Genomic DNA, 23,169 nt, shown 5'->3' with positions numbered 1-23,169 from the left:
GCGCACGCTCGTACCGCCCGCTCACTGTCAGCGGGCTCGACCATAATCAGGGCCGGCGCATGCAGCGATCTTGCAAAATGCTTGCAGAGAAGTCGCGCCGGCCCGCACACGCAGCGACTGCAGGGAAGTGCACATGGAGTTTCGGGTCCTCGGGCCGGTGGAGATCTGGTCCGAGGGTGTCCGCGTCGCCATCGGAGGACGACAGCCCCGGTTGCTCCTGGCGGCGCTCGTCCTGGAGGCCAATCGACCGGTGCCTGCGGACCGGCTCATCGACCTGATCTGGGCTCAGGCGCCCCCACCCAGCGCACGAGCGACGGTGCAGGCCATGGTCTCGCGCCTACGGGCCACCTTCCGGCAGATCGGTGCATCCGCGCAGCTGCTGAGCGAGCGCGGCGCCTACCGGCTGCACACCGATCCGGCGACCGTCGACGCTCACCGCTTCTCCGCCCTCGTCCAGCAGGCCGCAGGCTCTTCCGACGACCGCACCACCGTGGAGTTGCTGGACCGGGCGCTGGACCTGTGGCGAGGTGAGCCACTGCTCGACGTCGTCGACGATTCCGGACGCCAACTGCTCTGTTCGGGTCTCGTCGAGGCCCGTTGGACGGCTGCGGAGGACCGGGCGGACGCGCTGCTGCGGCTGGGTCGCACGAGGAGAGTGGTGCGCGAGCTGTCCGACCAGGTGGCCGGACAGCCCTATCGGCACCGCCTCGTCGGTCAGCTCATGACAGCCCTGTATCTCGAGGGCCAGGCCGATCGAGCATCGGAGGTCTACCGCGATCTCCGCACCCGGCTACACGACGATCTCGGCCTGGAACCGTCACGCGAGCTCAGCCGCCTGCACCGGCTCATCCTCAGGGGTGAGCCGGTGCTGCCGGCGGAACGCGACGACGCACTGCCGAGCGTCCCGCACCGTCCGGAAGAGCTGCCACAGGACGTGCCAGGTTTCATCGGTAGAACTGACGAGATGACCCGTCTCGACCAGCTGTCGGGCGGATCCAGCGCCACGACGGTCTGGGTTCTCAGCGGAATCCCCGGAGTCGGAAAGACGGCGCTGGCGGTGCGCTGGGCGCATCGGGTACGTGACGCCTTCCCCGACGGTCAGATGTTCATCGACCTGCGCGGCTTCGACGTCGAGCGCCCACCCGTCACACCGTCCGCCGCGCTCGGACAGCTACTCGGTGGGCTTGGTGTCGACCCCCGCGTCGTTCCGGACGATCAGGACGGCCGGGTCTCGCTGTTCCGCTCGACGATGACCGGCCGCAGGATTCTGCTGGTGCTGGACAATGCTCGTGACGCTGACCAGGTGATATCGCTGATCCCGCCCAGCGGCACCGTGCTGATCACCAGCCGTCGTCGGCTCGGTGAGCTGGTCGTCCGGGCCGGCGCCCGATCTCTGCTGCTGGGCGTGCTCAGCCCGACGGACTCCGTACGGCTGCTGGCGGCGATGCTCGGCGACGAGGCCGTCCGGGTCGAGGCCGGCGCCGCGGCCCGCCTCGCCCACCTCTGCGGGCACCTGCCACTGGCACTGCGGATAGCGGCAGCGAACCTGCAGACGAGCGGCCATCCCCACATCGCCGGACTGGCCGAGGAACTCGACGAGGGCGGCCCTCTCACCAGCCTGACCGTCGACGGTGCCGACGAGGGCGCGGTCACGAAGGCCTTCGCGATGTCGTATCGGGCCCTGCCCACCGCTCAGCAACGAATGTTCCGTCACATCGGGCTGGTCCCCGGTGGCAGCTTCACCCCCCACGTCGCCGCCGCGCTCGAGGGGGTCGCGCCCCCCATCGCGACGAGAACACTCCGCGCCCTCGCGTCCGCACACCTGATCGAGCATCAGGGAGGCGACAGATACCGGTTTCACGACCTGCTCCGCCAGTACGCCGTGGACCGGCTCGTCACGGAGGACGACGACACCACCCGTCACGACGCCCGGCAGCGTCTGCTTGAGCACTATCGCAGCAGGGCCGACGCCGCCGGACGTCAACTCATCCCCCACTTCCTCAGGCTCCCCGGGCCGGTCCCGCAACAATCGTTTCCGGATGCCGACGAGGCATCGGCGTGGCTGGACGCAGAAGCAGCCAATGTCATCGCGGCGATCAACCACGCCGCCGACCACGGGCATGCACGCTTTGTCTGGCAGCTCACCGACGCCCTACGCGCCTGGTTCCACCAGCGTGGACGCCGCGCCGAGTGGCTGTCCGCGGCCACCGGAGGGTTGGCCGCCGCCCAGGCCGCGAACGACCTGACAGCCCAGGCCAGCATGCACCTGAGCATCGCCCTCGCCCACGTCACCGCCGGCCGGTACGAGGAAGCCCGCCAACACCTCCTCGACGGCCTCCGCATCAACGCCCATGACCGGTGGCCGGAGGGACGCACGGCCCTGCTGAACAATCTCAGCGCGGTGCACCAGCGCCTCGGCAACCCCCGAGCCGCAATCGACTGCGCCCAACAATCCCTGGAGCTCAACCGGCAATACCGCAACGACGGCGGCGAGGCCATGTCCCTCGCCAACCTCGGCTTCGCACACTGGCAGCTCGGCGCGCTGTCACAGGCGGACCAGCACATCCGGAACGCACTAGCCTGCGCGGAACGGAGCGGCTCGCGGTACAACGAAGCGGTGCTTCTGGTCGACCTCGCGGGCATCCGCCGCGACCGTGGAGACCAGGAAGCCGCCGAGGAGCTGTACGACCGGGCGCTGGTCGCCAACCGTGATCTGGGCTATCGGTACGGCGAGGCGACGGCACTCAGCGGACGTGCGTTGTTGTGGTCGATGACCGGCCGCGCACCACGCGCCTGCGCCGACGCGCGACAAGCAGTGGCGTTGACCCAGGAGATCGGCGACGCCGGCACCGAGGCGTGGGCACGCGAGGCTTACGGCCGCGTGCTGCTGGCCGCTGAACGGCCGGCAGAGGCAGCCGAGGAACACCGCCTGGCGCTCGACCTGGCCCGGCAGACCCGGTTCGTGTGGTGCGAGGCGAGTGCCCTGGTGGGGCTGGCGGCGGTGTGCCTGGCCACCGAGCAGCCCGACGTCGCTCGCGAGCACGCCGAGGCCGCGCTGCGCATGGCGATCGAAGCCGGCTACCGGCTGATCGAGTCGCGCGCGCTTGGACTGGTGAAGACGCTCGACGACTGAATCGTCTTGACCGGGCCCACGTACGGCGGCGGCCAACCCGGCGAGATACCAGGCAACAGACTCCCTGTTCCACTCTGGATGGGTTTCGGGGGCGCCATCCAGGGCTACGGCGGGCCGGCCGACGTCCGTCGCGTTGGTCCCTCGAATCCTCCTTGACGGCGATGATGCCGCTCCAGTGAGGCTCAAATCGTCCGGAGCAGAGTCGGATGCATCTGACGCACACGGTCACAGACTGGAGCATGGATGACCACCACGCCTGTACGAGCACCGGCGGCCGGGGAGTTGCTGGCACCGGTAAGCAAGGAGGGGCAGGCGTTCCTTGACCTGCTGGCCGTGCACATTCCGTACGTACGGGAGGTAAGCGGAGCGCACGACCGGGACGGCACATTTCCGTTCGAGGTGTTCGATCGCTTTCGCACCTCGGGGGTGTTGGCCGCCACCGTTCCCGCCGAACTGGGCGGTCTCGGGGTGAGCCACATGCACGACGTGGCGCTCGCGCTACGTACCCTCGCCGAGTTCGACGCGTCCGTCGCGCTCGCGCTGCACATGCAGCTCAGCCGTGGGCTCACCCTCACCTACGAGTGGCGTTACGGCGCGCCGGAGGCGCAGTCCCTCGCCGAGCGGCTCATGCGTTCGATCGGCGAGCGCGAGGCGATCATCTGCGGCGCGGTCAAGGACGCGCCGCGTGCCACGACCAGGCTGACTCCGGCGCCTGGCGGAGGTTGGTTGCTCAACGGTCGCAAGACCCTGGTAAGCCTCGCGCCCGCCGCCACACACTTCGCGGTATACGCCGAGGTGCACGTCGACGAGGAACCGCTCCGCCTCGCCGCGCCGGTACTGACCCGCCAGACGCCCGGCCTCACGGTCCTCGACAACTGGGACGGCCTCGGCATGCGCGGCTCGGGCACTGTCGACATCGTCTTCGACAACTGCCCGATCGCAGCGGAGGACGTCCTCCCCAGGGCCGCCGTCGGTGCCCGCCAGGACGCGGTGCTCGCTGGGCAGACGGTCAGCTCGGTCACCATGCTCGGCATCTACGCCGGGATCGCGTCGGCGGCGCGCAACGTGGCCGTCGACTGGACCGTCCGGCGCCGGGTCGACCCAGGAGCGGCGGTCCGGACGCTGCTCGCCGAGATCGAGGCGCGATTGTTCGCACTGCGCTCGTCGGCCGCCGCCGCGCTACGCAATGCCGACGAACTCGCATTCGACTTCTCGGTCGACGCCGATGAGCGCGGCCGCCGGATGATGACCCCGTTCCAGTGCGCGAAGCTCATGGTCAACCAGCTCGCGTCAGACATTGTTGATCGCTGCATGACGGTCGTCGGTGGCGCCTCCTTCTCGGCCCGGCACCCGCTCGCCCGCCACTACCGCGACGTGCGCGCCGGCCGATACATGCAGCCGTACACCTACGTCGACGCGATCGACTACCTCAGCGGCCAAGTCCTCTGCTTCGACCAGGACAACGACTACGTCAGCGCCCGGGCGATCAGAGCCCGGCGCGAGCCGTCCCCTTAGGAGAGCCATGCGCGTCCTGTTCATCCCGTCCCCCGGGCTCAGCCACATCCTGCCCACCGTGCCGCTCGCCCACGCCCTTCAGGCCGCGGGCCACCACGTCCGGTACGCGGGTGGCGGCGACATCCATGCCGTCGCCGAGGCCGGTTTGTGTGGCGTCGACGCCTCGCCCGGCGCCGACTACGCGAAGTTGTTCATCCCGGACGAGACCGACGGCGTCGACCCGATGCACTCCGACGAGGCGGGCGTCGCAGATCTCGCAGCCATGTTCGCCCGGGTCTCGGGGGCCGTGGTGAACGGCGCGCTCGCGTTCGCGAAGCAGTGGCGGCCGGACCTGGTCGTGTACACCCCGACGCAGGGTGCCGGGCCACTCGTCGCCGCTGCGCTCGGGATACCCTGCGCCGAACTGCCGCTCGGGCCGGCCGACGGTGAGGAGCAGCTGCCATCGCTGATCCGTGCGGCGATGGCCACCGACTACGAGCGGCACGCTGTCGGCGGCTCGCCCGGTACCCGGGTCCGGCTCATGCCGATGGCGCCGAGCATCGAGTCATTGTTGCCCGGTCCGCACACGCCGGGTGCCTGGCCGGTGCGGTACCAGCCTTACAACGGCGGTGCGGTCCTGCCGGAGTGGCTCGTGGAAGCGCCGGCGCGGCCGCGCATCGCGGTCACGCTCGGCACGATCGACGCCCGCTGGGGTGGGATCGCCCAGCTGGCCCCGTTCATCGAGGCCGCCGGTTCTGTCGAGGCCGAGTTCGTGCTCACTCTGGGCGGCGGTGACGAGGCGCTGCTCGGCAAGTTGCCGCAGAACGTCCGCGTCATCGAGTGGCTCCCGCTTGGTGTGCTCCTGGAGTCCTGCGCCGGGATCATCCACCACGGCGGCAGCGGCACGATCATGACCGCGCTCGTCGCCGGGGTGCCGCAGTGTGTGATCCCGCAGGGTTCCTTCCAGAACATCGGGCGCGACGTGCTGGTCAAGCGAGGCATCGGCTTCTCGACCAGTTCGGCCCAGCTGGGTCCTGCAGAGTGCCGGCGGCTCCTCGAGGACGACTCGATGCGCGAGGCGGCTCGGGACGCGGCCTCCGAGGCCGCCACCATGCCGCCGGTCGCCGACCTCGTTCCCCGGTTGGTGCAGCTCACCAGGTGAGCCGGTACGCGAAACGGCCTCGCCCGCGGCGACCGGACGAGGCCGTTTCACACTGCCGGCGCTGCCCGGCGTGACGCTCAGAGCGCCGGTGCCGGGTGGCCGAGTTCCCGGAACAGCGGGGCGAAGTCGAATATGTCCCAGTGCTCGACGACCTTGCCCTCCTCGTTGAAGCGCAGCTCCTCGAGGTAGTGCCAGGTGACCTTCCGCCCGGTCGCCGGTATCCCGGCGAACTCACCGCTGTGCGTGGCGGTCGCGGTCAACCGGAGCATCACCCGGTCGCCTTCCGCGAGGATGCTCCTCACTTCGAGTCGCAGGTCTGAGAAGGACACCAGCGAGCCACGCATCGCCGTCAGGACGAGTTCGGTGTCGTGTGGCTCGCCGTCCAGGTTGTAATGCGTGACGTCGGGCGCCCAGTGCTCAGTCACCCCCGACACGTCTGCCCGGTTCCAGGCGGCGACCATCTGCAGGCAGCGATTCTTGTTCTCCAGCGGCGACATGCCAACTCCTCATGCTCTGGGGTCTGCCGGGTTGCCGCCGATGCTGGCACCCGGCGCTCGGAAAGGGCTTCAGTCCTCCTGGTGTCCGGCACAGCCGACGAAGAGGCCACGGCCCGACTGGCTGCCCTCGAGGTAGCGCACGCTCAATCCCGCGCCCCGGAATGCCTTCTCATACGTGTCGCGGGGGAAGAGCGTGATGCGATGCTGCTCGACGAAGTGGTGGACGCCGCCGGTGGGGCGAGCGACGATGTAGTGGACCTCCATTCGGGAAGCGTCGCCGTCGCGCTTGGAGTGCGAGACGCGTACGACGGTCGTCCCGTCGGCCTCGACGAGGGAGGCCGACACGTATCCGTCGAGGTAGGTGTCCGGGAACCACCAAGGGTCGATCGCGACCACACCGCCGGGCGAGAGGTGCGCCGCGAAGCGCCGCAGGGCCGCGTTCAGCTCCTCGACGTCGGTGAGGTAGCCCACGGAGCCGAACATGCAGGTGATCACGTCGTACCGCTCGCCGAGATGGAAGGAGCGCATGTCGCCGTGGTGCACGACCGCCCCCGGGGTGTTCGTGCGGGCCGCCTCGACCATCGCAGGGGACAGTTCCAGGCCCTCCACCCGGTCGAAGAGGCGAGCGAACGCGCGCAGGTGCGCACCGGTGCCGCAGGCGACGTCGAGCAGGGTCGCAGCGCCGGGCAGCAACGCCCGCGCCTGCTCGGCGACGAACGCGGCCTCCTCGTCGTAATCCTTGCCTCGGGCACGGTGCACCAGCTCGTACACCTCGGCCTGTTCCTCGCCGTACATGCCGGCCGCCGGCACCGATGTCGTCATCGCCGCGCTCCCGCCACCGTCGGCCGCACCCGACGGCGGGCGGCGACGAGTACCTGATCCAGCAGAATCTCCAGAGCGGCCCGAGTACGGGGGTCGGCGGGCGCTCCGGTCGTGTCCAGTTCGGCGCGCTCACCGGACAGGGCGAGGCCGAGCGGGGTCGGCCAGCCGCGCAGCGCGTGCGCGATGGTCCGCAGGGTGGCCAGGGTGGAGTGCGCGCCCTGTTCCCCGGAGGAGATGGCAACGCAGCCGATCGGCCGGTCGCTGAGGAACGGCTCACGGGCGTCGGCGAGGTCGTTGGCGTAGTCGAGAGCGTTCTTCAGCAGGCCGGAGACGGTGCCGTGATACGTGGGTGAGAGGAGCACGACCCCGTCGGCACGGGCGAGGGCCGCCACAATCCGTGGTACCCGCTGCGGCCCGTCCCCGCGGTGTGGCCGGTAGAACGGCAACTCGAGGTCGGCGCCGCGCAGGCACGTGACGACGGCTCCCTCCTCGGCGCATCTACCAGCACACCACACGGCAAGCCGGCCGGTGCGCGACGATGCGCACAGCGAGCCACCGATGAGTACCACCTGGGGAGGCGGATGGTTGCTGCGGTGGGGTGGTCCAGGCATCGACGGTCCTCTTTCTGTCGTGCTGAACGTCGTGTCATGGCGACTCTGCCCGGCTCCGGTCGGCGACGCATCGACGCCCGCTCGAGCACCTTTCGACCGGATGTGGCCAGGATGGCGACGCGCAGGCCGTGCGCATCCGTATCGAGGGAGCTGCGGTGAAGGTCCTGTTCACGGTGTCGTCCTGGCCCACCCACTACGCTGTGATGGTGCCGATCGGCTGGGCACTGCAGGCCGGCGGGCACGAGGTGCGCGTTTTGTGCACCCCGTCGCAGGTAGCGCCGCTGTGCGCAGCGGGGCTGACTCCGGTGCCGATTCTGGACAGTCCGTCGGACGAGATCCGGCTCCGCCTGCAGTACTTCATGGAGGCGGTCGACGGGGTATGGCCGTACCCGTGGCCGCCGTTGCATCCGATCACCGGCGCGCAGCTGGACGGCTTGGACGACTTCGACCTGACCGGGTTTCGCGAGCGTCAGCTCCCGGAGGTCGCCGCCCGGGCCGCGGCCAGCTTCGACGCCGCGGTCGAGTACACGACGGCGTTCCGGCCGGACTTCGTGCTGCACGACCCGGCGAGCCTGGAGGGCCTGCTCGCCGGCCTCGTCACCGGCGTCAAGACGGCCATGGTGCTGTGGGGTCCGGTCGGTCCGGCCGAACCAGAGCACATGCGGATCGTGCCGGATGACATCAGCGGCTCCTTCGCCCGCTACGGTCTCGGCCCGTTCGACGCCGGCATGATCAAGACGGTCGTCGACCCGTGCCCGTCGTCGGTCGAACCGCCGCTCGCGGCCGAGCGGCTGCCGGTGCGCTACGTCCCCTACAACGGCACCGCCCCGGCTCCGACGTGGCTGCTCGAACCCATCGACCGTCCGCGGGTCTGTTTGTCCTGGTCGACGGCGTTGCGCTCGATGTCGGGTCCCCGCTCGTTCGTGCTGCCCGAGGCAGTGCGTGCGCTCGAAGGCCTGGACGCCGAGGTGGTGCTCACCGCGACCGCGCAGGACGTGGCCGAGCTCGGCCCGGTGCCGCCGACGGTGCGGGTACTCGAGCGGCTTCCGTTACGGCTGCTGCTGCCGACGTGCTCAGCGGTTGTCCACCACGGAGGCGGCGGCAGCACCCTGACCTCGCTCTGGGCGGGCGTGCCACAGGTGCTGCTGACGTTCGCCTCCGAACAGGCCGCGTCGGCGACCCGGGTGGCCGCCGCCGGCGCTGCGGTTCAGCTACCGGGTCACCTCGTCGACGCCGCCGCGATCCGCCGTGCCATCGACGAACTGCTCGCCGACGGGTCGTACAGGCGGTCGGCCGTGCGGCTGCGCGGAGAGATGGAGCAGCGGCCGACGCCCGCGGATCTCGTAGACCTGATCGGCGTCTGACTCTCTGCTTCCTCGTCCGTGACAGCTCTCCGGCTCCCTGACCGCGATCATCGAAGCTGCACGTGTCGAGCGGACCGGGTGGCGGCACGAGGACACGGCTGCGGCTGCCGCTCAACGACGCCGACGACCGCCCCGCCTGACCGCCGGGCGGCCGGCGGGTGCTCAGGTGATCAGGCTGTGCAGGCAGGCGAGCATGCTGCGCGCCTGGACGCTCAGGTAGTGGCTGTGTCGCAGCAGCGCCACAAGCTGGTGCACGGCGATCCAGCGGAACGCCCGATGCTCGAGCTCGGCGCCGCGACTGGTCTCGACGATCATGTACCGGTTGAGCGCGTGGAAGAATCGACCGCCCTCCTCGGACAGCACGGTGTCGAAGTGGATCTGGTCGGCAGGCGCGTCGAGAAAGTCTGGGAGGAACCGCGGCCGGTCGCCGGGTGGCAGCATCTCGTGGTTGCCGGGGATGCACTGCACGGTGGGACCGAGTTCGACGACGTCGAGATAGCCGGGCTCGACTCTGGCCTGCACGAGGACGTGCAGCACGCCGCCGATGTCCTGCACCAGGAGCCCGATCAGCCCGGTGCCGACCGGCTCGATCATCGGCTGCGTCCAGTGGGCGACCTCACGCCCGCCCGCCGAGACGCCGACTCCGATGACCGAGAAGAACCGGCCGCTCTCGTGGACGATCGCGTCCTCGGTCCGATGCCAGCCGGTCACCTCGTTCAGCGGGATCCGCCGGGTCTCGACGTCGAGCCCGCAGCGCATCTCGGTGATCCAACTGAGGACCTCGCCCGTGGTGTGCAGACTACCGGCGGTCTCGTCGCAGGCACGGATCAGCGACTCGCGGATCGCGCCGCCGCCGGGCAGCACCCTGTGCACACCGGCGCCAGCGAACGGCAGGCATGACAACACGGTGCGTGCGTCCATGTTCACCAGATCGTCTGCGCTGAGCAAGGCATGGATCTGGCCGAGCGTGAGCCAGCGGAACCCGTCCAGCACCTCGACGTCCCCGGTCACCTCGACGACCATGTTCCGGTTGCGCTTGCGGTAGAACCAGGACCCCTGCTCGGACTGGCGTACATCGCCGATCACCCGGTGCATACCGGGGTGGCGGAAGTAGTCCAGGTACGGCACGGCACGGCCGTTGTGTACCCGCGTGTAGTTGCTTCGGGTCGCCTGTACGGTCGGCGACAACTGCAGGCCGTTGCCGTTGCCCGGTTCCACCTTCGCCTGCATCAGGAAATGCAGTACCCCGTCGAACTCCTTGGCGATGATGCCGAGAATTCCGATCTCCGGCTGGTGGATGATCGGCTGGCGCCAGTGGGCGACCGGCCCGCCGGGAACCGCCACGTCGATGCCCTGCACCACGAAGAACTTGCTCAGGTCGTGGCGGATGTCGCCGGTCGCCGGGTCGGTGTGCCAGCTCTTCAGCGCCGACAACGGAATCCGGCGTACGTCGGTGTACGCGCGCCGGGCGAATTCGTCAAACCAGCCCCGGACGTCCGCAACGCCGGCGCCGTCGCGGACGAGAGCCGAGCGGGCTAGGCGCAGGTGGATCGGCTCACGATCGACCCGTAACGTCGTGGCAGGGGGCAGGACAGGCATGCGGCAGTCCTCCGTCGTCGTTACCAAGTGCGAAGTCTCGACGGTCGCGCACCCGTCACGGGTAACCGTCGACGATGGCTGGATCCGCGCTCTACTGGCGCGCGAGCAGGCTCGCGCGCCGGCCCGGTCACAGCTTGGCCAGAACCTTTTGGAGCGCATCGATGATCCGGTCCTGCTTCGCCGGCTCCAGCGCGGGATACATCGGCAGCGAGAAGATCTCCCCCGCCAGCTTCTCCGTGATCGGCAGGGCGCCCTCGGCATAGCCCAGATGCGCGAAGCCGGTCATCGTGTGCACCGGCCAGGGATAGCTGATGTTGAGGTTGATGTCGTACTCGCGCAGAGCGGCGATGATCTCGTCCCGCCGGGGATGGCGCACCACGTAGACGTAGTAGACGTGCTCGTTGTGGGGTGCGACCACCGGCAGCGCGAGGTCCGTCCCGGCCAGCGCGGCGGCATACCGGTCGGCCACCGCCCGCCGGCCCGCGATGTAGCTGTCCAGCCGGCGCAGCTTGCGGCGCAGGATCTCCGCGTGGACCTCGTCGAGGCGGCTGTTGTGACCGGGCGTTTCGACGACGTAGTAGCGCTCCTCCATGCCGTAGTACCGCAGCCTGCGCAGCCGCCGGGCCGTCTCGTCGTCGCCGGTGACGACCGCTCCCCCGTCGCCGTATGTGCCGAGCACCTTGGTGGGGTAGAACGAGAACGCGCTGGCGTCACCGGTCGTTCCGGCCAGCCGGCCGCGGTGGCGCGCGCCGTGCGCCTGCGCGCAGTCCTCCAGCAGGATCAGATCGTGGGCGTCGGCGAGCGCGCGCAGTTCGGTCAGGTCCACGCACTGTCCGTACAGGTGCACCGGCAGGATGCAGGTGGTCCGCGGGCCGACCACGCTGCTCACCGCTGAGTTGTCCATCAGGTACGTGTCACTGTCGACGTCGACGAAGACCGGCACCGCGCCGACCGAGTCGATCGCGACGATCGTCGGCGCTGCAGTGTTCGACACCGTGATCACCTCGTCGCCCGGGCGGACCCCGGCCGCCTGCAGCGCGAGCTTGATCGCGTTCGTGCCGTTGTCGACGCCGACGCAGTGGGCCATCCCGTGCCAGGCCGCATACTCCGCCTCGAACGCCTTTACGCTCTGGCCCAGCACCAGTTGACCGGACCGGAACACGGTGTCGACCGCGTCGAGGATGTCGTCCCGCTCGGTCTCGTACTCGCCGAGGTAGTCCCATACGTTGTCGCTCATCGATGCGCCGGCCCCTCATCCGTTCGCTGCGCCAGGCTAGGTCGGCACGACGTTCGCAGCACGCGCTCGGGAACCGCTGCAACGCGGCTCGATACACCTTGGTGAGCCGTTCAGCACGCCGCGAGCGGGCTCTGCCAGGGTTCTTGGCCGACACCCTCCCCTTTTCGCAGGAGCGCCGATGTACAGCGCCGATCTGGCCGACGTGTACGAGCAGATCTATCAGAGCCGGGGCAAGGACTGGGGCGCCGAAGCCGTCCTCGTCGACGAGGTCGTGCGCCGGCACCGCCCGGCGGCGCGCACGCTGCTCGACGTCGCCTGCGGAACCGGGGCCCATCTCGAAGCGCTGTCCCGCCGATTCGCGCACGTCGAGGGCCTCGAACTGGCCGAACCGATGCGGGAGCGGGCCAGGCTGCGGCTGCCCGGCGTCCACATCCGGGCCGGCGACATGCGCGACTTCGACCTGCACACCACCTTCGACGCGATCACGTGCATGTTCTGCTCGATCGCGTACGTGGACACGGTCGAGGAGATGCGCGCCGCCATCGGTTGCATGGCGCGGCACCTGGCGCCCGGAGGGGTCCTGGTCGTCGAGCCCTGGTGGTTCCCTGAACAGTTCATCGAGGGCTACGTGGCGGGTGACCTGGCCCGTGGTGAGGACCTCACGATCGCCCGGATCTCCCACTCGACACTCGACGGCCGGGCCACCCGGATGGAGGTCCGGTTCCTGGTCGCCGACGAGTCGGGTATCCGCGAGTTCGTGGAGATCGACCGCCTGACGCTGTTCACGCGTGAGGAGTACGAATCAGCTTTCCGCGATGCCGGATGCTCGATCGAGTTCCTCCCCGGCCCGCCGACCGGGCGCGGCCTGTTCGTCGGTATCCGACAGTGAGGGCGTGCGGCACCGTCATCCGGCCGCACGCAGCATTCTCGCCGGGGAACCGGTCACGCGTGCCACGTCGCGGACCGCCTCGACCAGTTGGGCCTGCCGCAGGGTGGCCCGCTCCTCGATCGGCCCGTCGACACCGGAGCGAACCGCCTGGACGAACGCCCGCACCGCGTTGCGTACCTGCGGGTCGGCCGGCATCGCCAACTCGGTGGCCTGATCCTGGCGTTCGACCCGGACCGGCGGTTTCAGCTGGTCCGGCGGCGTGAACGCCCGGTCGACGGCGATCCGGCCGGTGCTGCCCCACAGCGCGTACTCGCACCGGTAGGAGTGGTCGAAGCCGAACGCCAGCTGTACCGCCACGCCGTCCGGCGCGGCCAGCAGGGCGGATCCGGCCACGTCGACGCCGGTGGTCTCGTCGTACCGCAGGGTGGCGGCGAGCACCTCGAGTTCCGGCAGGAACAGCTGCGCCGCCCGCAGCGGGTACACCCCCACGTCGAGCAGTGCGCCGCCGCCGAGGGCCGGCTGGTAGCGGAACCCGGCCGGATCGAGTGGCGGCACACCGAACGAGCTGGAGAACACCTGCAGCCGGCCGATGGCGTTGGCGGCGACCATGGCCCGGACTGCGTCGTGCTGCGAGTGGTGCAGGAACATGAAGTTCTCGGCGAGGACGCGTCCGCGTTCGCGGGCGACGGCCATCAGTTCGACCGTCTCCACGTGCGTGGTGCACAACGGCTTCTCGGCGAGCACGTGTTTGCCGGCCTGCAGCGCCTCCGCCACCCACTCGTAGTGCAGCCGCGGCGGCAGCGGGATGTACACCGCCTCGACGTCGTCGCGCTTGAGCAGATCGCGGTAGCCGGTCACCGCCGCGCAGCCGAACTGGCCGGCGACCTGTTCGGCCTTGGACCGGCTCCGGCTGGCCACCGCGACGACCTCGACACCATCGAGCCCTGCGATCGTGGGCATCAACCGCCGGATGGCGATGTCGGCGCACCCGAGCACGCCCATCCGAAGCACAGAACCGGATCCAGACAACGGGCACCTCTCAGCGCGGGCGTACGTGCGAACCAAGGCGACCCTGGCGGGCACGCCTCATCGGCTGCTCGACACCCGCTCGATCGGGTTCGGCGGCAACTTACGCATCGTCGACAGCACCGAGTCGAGCCGTTCCCGGGCGTACAGGTGCGCCACCCTCGGGAACGAGTAGTGCAGCTGGTCTCGGGCGCCGGGTACGACACTCACCTTCAGCAGGTGGTTGTCGGCGAACCGCTCCAGGAGCCGCTCCGCCGGCGGGACCTCCCAGCCGAGCAGGTCGGCTACGGCCTCAGCGGTGAACTCCCCGTGCGGCAGCATGCTCAGCAGCCGGAAGGTGCTCTGCTCCACCCGGTTGAGCAGGTCGTAGCTCGCGTCGTATGCCGATCGCACATCCAGCTCGCCGAGGCACAGCTCGTCGAGTACCTCGCGCGATCTCTGCAGATGCTCGGCCATGCCGCTGAGCGAGCGGGCCGGTACCGCGGCGAGCCGCGCGCCGATGCACCGCAACGCGAGCGGCAGCCGGCCCACCATGTCGACGAGGGTGCGGGCGGCCCGCTGTTCGCGGTCGACACGGTCCCGGCCGATGATGCGGGCGAGCAGCTCCAGACTCTCGGCGTGGTCGAACACGTCGAGATCGATGTTCCAGAGGCCGCCCAGCCCGTACAGGCGGCGACGTCCGGTGACGACGACCGCGCACCGCGGGTCGCTCGGCAGCAGTAGCCGCACCTGGTCGACGGAGGCGGCGTCGTCGAGGAGCACCAGGAGTCGTCGTCCCGCCGTCGCCGACCGGTACGTCTTGCACCGCTCGGTGAGGTCGTCGGGGATGTGCTCCTCCGCCAGACCCAGCGTCCGCAGAAAGCCGTGCAACACCTCGGCCGGGTCCAGGGCCCGGCCTGAGGATCCGTTGAGGTCGGCGTACAGCTGGCCCCCGGGGTACGAGCGCCGCAGCCGGTGCGCCAGGTGCGTCGCGAGGGCGGTCTTGCCGACACCGGGCATGCCGGTGATGAACCCGATGCGGGTCGCGGTCCGCGACCCGACGTCCGCGTCCATCGCGAGGTGTGCGCCGAGTTCGGCGAGTACGCCGGCCCGTCCGGTGAAGTCGGCGATGTCGGTCGGCAGCTGGGCGGGCCGCGGCAGCTGACTCGCCGGGGCGGTGGGCACGGGCCGGGGCTGTTCGGACACCGTCCGGCGACCCGGAGCCGGCTCGGCGGGCGTCTGCCCGCCGGCGACGATCCGCTCACGTGCCGGCGGCCCGGGCTGGCTCGGAACCATCGGGGCGTCGGACAGCAGCGAATGGTGCAGCGCGCCGAGGGCGTGGCCCGGTTCGAGCCCAAGGTCCTCGATCATTCTGCCGCGCAGGGTCCGGAAGACTTCGAGGGCCTCCTGACGGCGGCCGGAGCGGTGCAGTGCCAGCATGAGCGAAGCGTGCAGCTGCTCGTCGAGCGGGCGGGTGAGGACGAGGGCTTTCAGTTCACTGACCAGCTCGTTGTGCCGGCCGAGGGTGAGATCGGCCTGAATGCGCAAATCGAGGATGCGGGCCCGGAGTTCTTCGAGGCGGGTCACGTACGAGGTGAGCAACGCGCCGGGCACCACGTCGACCAACGCGGCCCCGCGCCACAGGGCGAGGGCACGGCGCAGCGTCGTCGCGGCCCGCTCGGCGTCATCGGCCTCCAGTAGCGCGCGTCCCTCGGCGGCGTCGGTCTCGAACCGGTACAGGTCGACCGCCTCGTCCGGGACGTTGAGCAGGTAGCCACCCGGCTTGGTGGACAGGATCGGCTCCGACCCGCACCCGACCAGGGCCCGGCGCAGCTTGTACACGTAGGTCTGCAGGGTCGTCATCGCGCTTGCCGGAGGGTCCTGCTCCCACAGCTCGTCGATGAGCTCGCCGGTCTGCACGAGGGCGTTTCGACGCAGCAGGAGAAGCGAAATGACCTGGCGCGGCTTGGGTGCGGTAGGAACGACCTCCCGTCCGTTGGCGTACATTTCTAGAGGCCCGAGCACTCGAAAGTCCATTGAGTCCCCCAAACTCGACGTTCGGTGTAGACGAGGTCGAGCGTAAACGACCTTTACACCGCAGGCCAAAGACTCGGCACCGCAGTGCACAAAGGAAGCAGAGAGTGGTATCGAAAGTAGTAGAGCGTCGATATGGGCATTTCAGAGGTGGCGTTGGCGACGAGTTGGGCGCCCAATTTGTTGCATGCATGTAAACATATCTTGCAGCCATCTTGGGAATGCTGGACAGCCGAGAGATTGACCGGCCTTAAGGCCCCTGTCAATTCTTGGTGCGACTACGAAAGGGCCGCACCGCCCCTGCGACGAGGCCCGGCCGGGAGGAATTGCGGGCGCCCGGAGGTTGAATGATCGAGGCGGCCACCGCCTTGTTGACGGCATCGATTCGCGAGACCGCGCTGAGCTTGGCGAAGATGTTGCGCAGGTGCCGCTTCACGGTTGTCTCCGCGAGAGACAGACGGGTCGCGATCTGTGCGTTGCTGAGGCCCTCGGCGGTAGCAGCGAGCACTTCGAGTTCGCGCGGCGACAGCACTTCGTCGCGCCGGCCGTAGACATGGTCGAGGCTGCTGCGTGAGACTCCGAGCACGACCCGGGCCCGATCGCGCGAGACGGCTCGGACCGCGCTCACCAGGTCGTGCCGCGCCACGCTCTTGTGCAGATAGCCCCGCACGCCGACCTCGAGCAGATCGCGCACCAGCTCCGGGCCATCGAGCATGCTCAGGATGATGACGGCCGTGTCGGGTGACCCCTCCCTGATCCGGCGCACCGTGCCGACGGGGTCGCCACCCGGGATCTCGATGTCCAGCACGACGACATCGGGCCGGACTGCCGTCGAGACGGTCACTGCGGTGACGCTGTCACCGGCCTCGGCGACGACCGACAGATCCTGCTCGGTCTCGAGGATCTGGCGCACTCCATGCCGGATGAGTTCGTGGCCATCCACGATCATCAATGTCGTCGGGCGGACGTGACCAACAGGCGACCCCATCGCCGGTGACGTCGAGTCGGGCTCCGATCGTGAATCGATCTTCATCAACACCTCAGCGAGTCGGTGAGCACCCGCCAGCCCCCGCCGGAAACATGCCCCTGTGAGTGAAAAGAGTACGTCGATGCCTTACGAAAGAGTACCAGCGAAGCCCATTCTGCCAAGAGATCGAATCTCAATGGAACATCAGTGTTCCATTACTGGAGTTTCGTGTGCTAGATTCAGGGCGCCGAGAGGAGGCGCAGCATGCCGACCAGACCTGCGCTCATCGCCCGTGACCTGTGCAAGAAGCTAGGCAAGACGAAGGCGTTGGACGGCTTCGACCTCACGGTCATGGAGGGCACGGTGTGTGGCCTTCTCGGCCCGAACGGCGCGGGCAAGACCACCGCGGTGCGCATCCTGACAACCCTGCTTCTGCCCGACAGCGGCAGCGCGACCGTCGCCGGGTTCGACGTGGTACGCGAGCCCGCCCGGGTGCGCTTCCAGATCGGACTCACCGGGCAGCAGCCGACCGTCGACGAGATGCTGACAGGCCGCGAGAACCTGCGCATGTGGGGCCGCCTGTACCATCTTCCGGCCCGGGCGGCGCGGATCCGCGCCGACGAGCTGCTGGAACAGTTCAGGCTCACCGACGCAGCCGACAAGCAGGTTCGGCACTACTCCGGCGGCATGCGCCGCCGGCTCGATCTTGCCATCGCGTTCATCCTCGCCCCACGGTTGCTCTTTCTCGACGAGCCGACCACCGGCCTCGACCCTCGGAGCCGCAACGAGGTCTGGAACGCCGTGCGCATGTTGACCCACGGCGGTACCACCGTTCTGCTGACGACGCAGTACCTCGACGAGGCCGACCAGCTCGCCGATCAGATCGCCGTGATGGCCCACGGCCGCGTGATCGCCGACGACACCCCGGAGCAGCTCAAGTCGACCCTCGGCGGCGACCAGCTCGACATCGTCGTGCGCGACGCCGCTGAGCTGGCCGCGGCTACCGCCCTGGTGGAACGCGTCACGACGCAGAGTGCGCACAGCGAGCCAGACACCCGCCGCATCAATGCTCCGGTCAAAGACCGGGTCGGCACGCTCGTCGAGGTGACGCGCCGGCTCGCTGAGGCCGGCATCGACGTCGCTGACATCGCGCTGCGCAGGCCGACCCTCGACGAGGTGTTCCTGCGGCTGACCGCAGACCCGGCGCAGGAGGGCATACCCATCGATCAGACCAAGGAGCCGGTCGGATGAACCCGACGGTCGTATCGTCGCCGGACCGCCTCACCGGACACCTGCGCTGGACGTTGACCGAGAGCTTCGTCATGTGGCATCGCAACCTGATCAGCTGGGTTCGCGTGCCGATTCAGATGGCATACAGCCTGTTCTGGCCGGTTGAGATGGTCGTGCTGTTCGGCTTCGTGTTCGGCGGCGCGATGGCCGTCGACGGGGTCGACAACTACCGCGAATACCTCATGCCGGGCCTGTTCGGCCAGACCATGCTCTTCGGCATCGTCACCACCCTGATGACGGTCGCCAACGACAGCTCCAAGGGGGTGACCGACCGCCTCCGCTCGATGCCGATCTCGCGTTCGTCGGTCGTGCTCGGGCACTGCTTCACCGGAATGTTCCACTCCTTCCTCGAACTGGTCAGCCTGATCCTGTGCGGCCTGGCCATCGGCTGGCGCTGGCACAACGGCTGGGAGAGCGCCGTTCTGGCGGTGCTGCTACTGCTGTTGCTGCGATACTCGCTGATCTGGGTGGGCATCTACATCGGACTCCGGCTCTCCCCGGAGGCCGCCGGGTCGTCGTTCGTGGTGCTGTTTCCGGTCTCGCTGCTGGCCAACACGTTCGTGTCGCCGGAGCAGATGCCGACGTGGCTACGGGTCATGTCCGAATGGAACCCACTCTCGGCGACCATCGGTGCCAGCGCCGAACTGTTCGGCAATCCCGGGCGCACCGGTGGTTCCTGGGCCGCGGACCACGCCACCCTTCTGGCCATCGTCTGGCCGCTGGTGATCACCGCGGTCTTCCTCCCGCTGGCCGTGCGTCGGTGGCGCAACCTGAGCCGGTGACGCGCCGGCCGACCAGCGATCGTCGATCCCCGCGCGAGGCGTCCCTGCCAGCCTGACCGGCGCCGGGCCCGGTAGGCCCGACGCCGCACCGTAGCGAAGGGCGATCAGGTGGCAGGTAACGAACCGACCGGACCGGTAGCACCGGTCACATTCATCAACCGCTTCACGGTGCACGCGTCCGCGGAGGAGTTCGAACGGACGTTCGCCGCGACCACCGCGTTCATGGCCGCGCAGGACGGCTACCTCGGCAACACGTTGCTGCGACACACCACCGACGAGCAGAGCTACGTCAACATCGCGGTGTGGCGCGACGCCGAACGATTCCACAACGCGCTGGCACAACCCGGATTCACCCCGCACGCCCGCGCCCTGCGAGCCCTGAGCAGCAGCGAACCGAACCTGTACCGGGAAGTCGCCGGAGAGCAGCGATGACCCCGTTGACCCGCCGCCGGTTGCTCGGCGGATCGATCGTCGCGGGCGGCTCCGCACTCGTCGGCGGTATCGGCGCGCCCGGCGGCGCCGCGGCCGCCGGCTGCGCACCCGAGTTCGGCGCGGTGAGCGTCGGGCGCGACGACCCGCGCTACCAGGAGCTCACGATCCGGGGCGCGAACCGCCGCTTCACCGGCACACCCGACTCGGTACGGCTGGTGAATACCCCCGCCCAGGTCGTCGAGGCGGTCCGGGACGCCCGGCGCACCGGAGCCCGGCTCGCGGTGCGCAGCGGCGGGCACTGCTTCGAGGACTTCGTCGACAGCCCCGAGGTTCGCCTGGTCATCGACGTCTCCGAGATGCGCGGCATCTCCTACGACCCGGTGCACCGGGCCATCTCCGTGCAGTCGGGAGCAACGCTGGGCCAGCTGTACCGGACGCTGTACCTCGCGTGGGGTGTCACTCTGCCGGCCGGCGTCTGCCCCAGTGTCGGAATCGGCGGGCACCTCGCCGGTGGTGGCTACGGCACGCTGGCGCTACGGCACGGGCTCGCGGCCGACCATCTCTACGGCGTCGAGGTCGTCGTCGTCGATGCGTCAGGACGGGTGCGCACGGTCGTCGCGACCCGGGCGCCGAACGACCCGAACCGCGACCTCTGGTGGGCGCACACCGGCGGCGGCGGCGGGAACTTCGGCGTCGTCACCCGCTACCTGCTGCGCTCCCCCGGCGCGACGGGCGCCAGCGCAGCCGCCCTGCTGCCCCGGCCGCCCGCCACGCTGCTGCACGCCGCGGTCAACTGGAACTGGAGCGACATCAACGAGCAGATCTTCCTCCGCCTCGTCCACAACTTCTGCCGGTGGCACGAGGAGCACGGCGGCGACGGGACGACCGACACCGGAATCGACGCGGGAATCTTCCTCTACCATAAGATCAACGGTCAGATCCAGCTCGGGGTGAACGTCGACGGCACCCGCCCGGATGCCGACGCGCTGCTCACCGGATACCTGGCCGCGCTGTCCGACGGACTCGGCATCACCAACACCGAGGAACGGTCGGTGACTCCGTGGCTGAAGGCCACCCTGTCGATGCCGCCTGCCGGCGACTACTCGTTCAAGGCCAAGGACGCGTTCCTGCGTACGGGCTGGACCGGCGAACAACTGTCCACCCTGTACCGCTATCTGTCCGAGGGCAGCTACGAGTTCTACGGCAGCAATGCCTTCATCGGGTACTTCGGCGGGAAGGTGAACACCGTCGATGCAGCGTCCACGGCGATGGCGCACCGCGACGCGCGCTTCGCCTCGGTGATCCAGTCGGTGTGGTTCACGCCCGAGCAGGAGACCAAGCTCCTCACCTGGGCCCGCGAGTGCTACCGCGATGTGTACGCCTCCACCGGCGGCGTACCGGTGCCGGGTGAGGCCTACAGCGGTACCTACATCAACTACCCGGACGTCGACATCGCCGATCCCGCGTGGAACCGGTCAGGGGTGCCCTGGCATGCGTTCTACTACCGCGACAACTATCCACGGCTGCAGCGGGTCAAGCGGACATACGACCCGCTCGACGTGTTCCACCACGGGCTATCCGTTCGGGCCTGGGAGTAGACGATGAGGATTCTGATCACCGGTGCGACCGGCAACGTGGGCCGGCACCTCATCGCGCATCTCCTCGCCCTACGCGTCGAGGTACGCGCGCTGACCCGCCAGGAACCAGCCGTCGCCGGGTTACCCCCGGGCGTCGAGATCGTCCGGGGCGACCTCGCGGCACCGGACACCCTCGGTCCCGCCTTCGACGGCGTCGACCGGATGTTCCTCTTCCCGGTCGCGGAAACCGCCGGGGCGGTGGCCGAGCGCGCCCGCGCCGCCGGGATCCGTCGCGCCGTCGTGCTCTCCTCGGACGCGGTCACCGACGGCACCGACACCGTCTACCACCTGCCGGTGGAGCGCGCGATTGAGAAGTCCGGCCTCGAGTGGACCCACGTGCGGCCCGGCGAGTTCGCGCTCAACAAGCTGGACACCTGGGGTCGCTCGATCCGCGAGAAGGGCGTGGTGCGTGCGGCCTACCCGGCGGCGCGCGGCGTACCGGTGCACGAGGCCGACATCGCGGCCGTCGCGGCGGCGGCGCTCACGAGCAACGACCACGTGGGCGCCGCGTACCGCGTGACCGGTCCGCAGCAGCTGACGCCGGGTGAGCAGGTGGCCGCGATCGCGACCGGCATCGGCCGTCCGCTCACGTTCATCGAGGTGAGCCCGGCGGAGGCACGCGCGGACCTGATCGGCCTCGGCTTCCCGGAGCAGATCGCCGACTACCTCCTCGCCTTCGAGGAGCGGTGGGTCGAACATCCACCGCAGGTCTCTCCCGATGCCGAACGGGTGATCGGCCGCCCGACCCGCACGCTCGCCGAATGGGCCGCCGACCACGTCGCGGACTTCTGACCGGACTCCGAGAGAAGACCGGGTCGCTGTGTTCGTCGGTCACCTGACCGACGAACACAGCGACCCGTTATCGCACCGCAGGCGTCTGCGCGGTGACGAACCGGACCGGGGTGTCGATGACGAGCGGTCCCGCGCCGTCGCGCATCTCATCGAGGGCCTTGATGAGCCGGGCCCGCAGCGCGGCGGCGTCGTCGGCGGTCAGGTGGTCCCACATCAGCCGCATGCCGTGCGTGTGTGACCAGTCGACCCAAACCTCTCCGGTGGCCGCGACGAGCGGTACCGCCTCGTCATGCACGTCGACATCGACGAATCCCGCCGCCTCCATTGTCGCGCGCAGGTCGGCCGGGCCCTCCAGCCAGCTGTTGAAGCGCCGCTGCAGCGCCTCCGGCCGCCATTGCTCGGGCAGGCTGCGCAACAGATCGTTCGGAATCAGCTCGGTGAAGACCGGCGGGAGGAAGGGAAAGGTGCCGGTGCGGAACTGGGGGCTGGTGAAGCCAATCCGGCCGCCCGGCACCAACACCTGCGCGTAGCGGCGCAACGCGCTGCGCACGTCGGGCAGGAAGATGAGGCTGTAACTGCCGATCACGACGTCGAACGAGGCCGCCGGGAAGTCGACCCGTTCGCCGTCCATGACGCGTGCCTCGACGTTGCCGACGCCGCGCCGGGCGGCTTCGGCACGGGCTGTTTCGACCATGCCCGGCGCGATGTCGATGCCGACGACGCGGCCGGCCGGACCGACCCGGGCCGCAGCCGGGAACAGGCAGGCGCCGGAGCCGCAGCCGACGTCGAGGACCCGGTGGCCGGGTGCGGGCGCGACACGCTCGACCAGCCGTCGCCCCATCGGTCCGAAGAACTCGACCCCGAGCCGGTCGTAGGTCCCGGCGACCCGGTCGAAAGCAGCGGCCACCTCGGTCTTGTAGTCCGAGGCCTTGAGCGTCGTCACGGCCGCCACCCGCCGTTCTCCGGCCACGGGTCACCGAGCTGGCGCAGGGTGCCCTGGAAGTCGGGCCAGTCGCGGTGGTCGCGGATCTTGCCGTCGACGATCCGGAAGAGGTGGATCTGCTCGCCGGCGAAGCGCCGGCCGGTCGGCGGGATCCCGACGAGGTTGCCGACGTGACGGCCGTACAGCACAAGGTGGGCGCGGACCCATTCGCCGTTCTCGGTAACGTTGATCTCTTCGAGGTGCGCCTCCTCGGAGAACGTCCGGCGTACCCAGGCGACGACCATCGCGAAGGCCTTCGGACCCTGCGAGATGCCGTGTTCGAGCGTCGCCGGGTTGAGGTACTCGTCGTGGATGTACTCGTCGACGTCGTCGGTCTTGCCGGTGTTGAACGCGTTGATCACGCGCCGTACGGCGTCGGTCTGACTGCTCATGCGGTGCTCCTACCGATGGTCGGGGCGGTTGCCCGACCCTGGCAGCAG

At 69.4% G+C, this 23,169-nt stretch carries 20 protein-coding genes; 10 read left to right on the top strand and 10 right to left on the bottom strand.

All coding sequences use genetic code 11. The annotated features are described in order from the left end of the window. The first annotated feature begins 133 nt into the window (after positions 1-133). From ML5_RS22115 to ML5_RS22105, 3 genes are all read left to right on the top strand, one after another. On the top strand, positions 134-3,133 hold the full coding sequence (locus tag ML5_RS22115; RefSeq protein WP_013476235.1) for a BTAD domain-containing putative transcriptional regulator: 3,000 nt from the start codon (positions 134-136) through the stop codon (positions 3,131-3,133). Positions 3,134-3,376: 243 nt separating this feature from the next. After that, positions 3,377-4,648, top strand: coding sequence for an acyl-CoA dehydrogenase family protein (locus tag ML5_RS22110; RefSeq protein ID WP_013476234.1), 1,272 nt, complete (start codon positions 3,377-3,379; stop codon positions 4,646-4,648). 7 nt (positions 4,649-4,655) lie between these two features. Further along, positions 4,656-5,789, top strand: a complete 1,134-nt coding sequence (locus ML5_RS22105; protein WP_013476233.1) for a nucleotide disphospho-sugar-binding domain-containing protein — start codon at positions 4,656-4,658, stop codon at positions 5,787-5,789. A gap of 77 nt (positions 5,790-5,866) precedes the next feature. Here ML5_RS22105 and ML5_RS22100 read toward each other — a convergent pair whose 3' ends face one another. The 3 genes from ML5_RS22100 to ML5_RS22090 form a co-directional block, all read right to left on the bottom strand. Continuing rightward, on the bottom strand, positions 5,867-6,286 hold the full coding sequence (locus ML5_RS22100; RefSeq protein ID WP_013476232.1) for an ester cyclase: 420 nt from the start codon (positions 6,284-6,286) through the stop codon (positions 5,867-5,869). A 69-nt stretch (positions 6,287-6,355) separates the two neighbouring features. Continuing rightward, positions 6,356-7,108, bottom strand: coding sequence for a class I SAM-dependent methyltransferase (locus ML5_RS22095; RefSeq protein WP_013476231.1), 753 nt, complete (start codon positions 7,106-7,108; stop codon positions 6,356-6,358). After that, on the bottom strand, positions 7,105-7,719 hold the full coding sequence (locus tag ML5_RS22090) for an NADPH-dependent FMN reductase (protein WP_013476230.1): 615 nt from the start codon (positions 7,717-7,719) through the stop codon (positions 7,105-7,107). Before ML5_RS22090 ends, ML5_RS22095 begins: the two co-directional genes overlap by 4 nt. 155 nt (positions 7,720-7,874) lie before the next feature. Here ML5_RS22090 and ML5_RS22085 point away from each other — a divergent pair, with 155 nt between their 5' ends. Beyond that, positions 7,875-9,083 carry a nucleotide disphospho-sugar-binding domain-containing protein gene (locus ML5_RS22085; protein ID WP_013287133.1) on the top strand — a complete coding sequence of 403 codons (1,209 nt, stop codon included), beginning with the start codon at positions 7,875-7,877 and terminating at the stop codon, positions 9,081-9,083. 162 nt (positions 9,084-9,245) lie between these two features. Here the strand turns inward: ML5_RS22085 and ML5_RS22080 are convergent, their stop codons facing one another. Then, on the bottom strand, positions 9,246-10,682 hold the full coding sequence (locus tag ML5_RS22080) for an NDP-hexose 2,3-dehydratase family protein (protein ID WP_013476229.1): 1,437 nt from the start codon (positions 10,680-10,682) through the stop codon (positions 9,246-9,248). 127 nt (positions 10,683-10,809) lie between these two features. Further along, positions 10,810-11,919 carry a DegT/DnrJ/EryC1/StrS aminotransferase family protein gene (locus ML5_RS22075; RefSeq protein ID WP_013476228.1) on the bottom strand — a complete coding sequence of 370 codons (1,110 nt, stop codon included), beginning with the start codon at positions 11,917-11,919 and terminating at the stop codon, positions 10,810-10,812. Positions 11,920-12,097: 178 nt separating this feature from the next. Here ML5_RS22075 and ML5_RS22070 point away from each other — a divergent pair, with 178 nt between their 5' ends. Beyond that, complete coding sequence (locus ML5_RS22070) at positions 12,098-12,808, top strand: bifunctional 2-polyprenyl-6-hydroxyphenol methylase/3-demethylubiquinol 3-O-methyltransferase UbiG (RefSeq protein WP_013476227.1); 711 nt, start codon at positions 12,098-12,100, stop codon at positions 12,806-12,808. A gap of 15 nt (positions 12,809-12,823) precedes the next feature. Here the strand turns inward: ML5_RS22070 and ML5_RS22065 are convergent, their stop codons facing one another. From ML5_RS22065 to ML5_RS22055, 3 genes are all read right to left on the bottom strand, one after another. Continuing rightward, complete coding sequence (locus tag ML5_RS22065) at positions 12,824-13,810, bottom strand: Gfo/Idh/MocA family protein (RefSeq protein ID WP_013476226.1); 987 nt, start codon at positions 13,808-13,810, stop codon at positions 12,824-12,826. 84 nt (positions 13,811-13,894) lie between these two features. Continuing rightward, entirely contained in the window at positions 13,895-15,820 is a 1,926-nt protein-coding gene (locus ML5_RS22060) for an AfsR/SARP family transcriptional regulator (protein ID WP_236619458.1), read from the bottom strand. 289 nt (positions 15,821-16,109) lie between these two features. Next, positions 16,110-16,880, bottom strand: coding sequence for a response regulator transcription factor (locus tag ML5_RS22055; RefSeq protein WP_013476225.1), 771 nt, complete (start codon positions 16,878-16,880; stop codon positions 16,110-16,112). Between the two features lie 198 nt (positions 16,881-17,078). Here ML5_RS22055 and ML5_RS22050 point away from each other — a divergent pair, with 198 nt between their 5' ends. The 5 genes from ML5_RS22050 to ML5_RS22030 all read left to right on the top strand — a co-directional run bounded on the left by ML5_RS22050 (position 17,079) and on the right by ML5_RS22030 (position 21,747). Next, positions 17,079-18,065 carry a daunorubicin resistance protein DrrA family ABC transporter ATP-binding protein gene (locus tag ML5_RS22050; RefSeq protein WP_013287140.1) on the top strand — a complete coding sequence of 329 codons (987 nt, stop codon included), beginning with the start codon at positions 17,079-17,081 and terminating at the stop codon, positions 18,063-18,065. Continuing rightward, a complete protein-coding gene (locus ML5_RS22045) occupies positions 18,062-18,886 on the top strand; it encodes an ABC transporter permease (RefSeq protein WP_013287141.1) in 825 nt (274 codons plus the stop codon). Before ML5_RS22050 ends, ML5_RS22045 begins: the two co-directional genes overlap by 4 nt. Before the next feature lie 108 nt (positions 18,887-18,994). Further along, positions 18,995-19,318 (top strand): antibiotic biosynthesis monooxygenase, encoded by a 324-nt coding sequence (locus ML5_RS22040; protein ID WP_013287142.1) that lies wholly within the window; start codon positions 18,995-18,997, stop codon positions 19,316-19,318. Beyond that, positions 19,315-20,916: an FAD-binding oxidoreductase gene (locus tag ML5_RS22035; protein ID WP_013287143.1), complete on the top strand. Its 1,602-nt coding sequence runs from the start codon at positions 19,315-19,317 to the stop codon at positions 20,914-20,916. Before ML5_RS22040 ends, ML5_RS22035 begins: the two co-directional genes overlap by 4 nt. A 3-nt stretch (positions 20,917-20,919) precedes the next feature. Then, entirely contained in the window at positions 20,920-21,747 is an 828-nt protein-coding gene (locus tag ML5_RS22030; RefSeq protein WP_013476224.1) for an NAD(P)H-binding protein, read from the top strand. Between the two features lie 67 nt (positions 21,748-21,814). Here ML5_RS22030 and ML5_RS22025 read toward each other — a convergent pair whose 3' ends face one another. Next, positions 21,815-22,690, bottom strand: coding sequence for a class I SAM-dependent methyltransferase (locus tag ML5_RS22025; RefSeq protein ID WP_041784625.1), 876 nt, complete (start codon positions 22,688-22,690; stop codon positions 21,815-21,817). Then, on the bottom strand, positions 22,687-23,121 hold the full coding sequence (locus ML5_RS22020) for an ester cyclase (RefSeq protein ID WP_013287146.1): 435 nt from the start codon (positions 23,119-23,121) through the stop codon (positions 22,687-22,689). Before ML5_RS22020 ends, ML5_RS22025 begins: the two co-directional genes overlap by 4 nt. Between the last annotated feature and the right edge of the window lie 48 nt (positions 23,122-23,169).

Source organism: Micromonospora sp. L5, from assembly GCF_000177655.2.
Lineage (GTDB): Bacteria > Actinomycetota > Actinomycetes > Mycobacteriales > Micromonosporaceae > Micromonospora > Micromonospora aurantiaca.
Note: the sequence above shows the minus strand (reverse complement) of the source record. Positions and strands in the feature narration are given on the sequence as shown.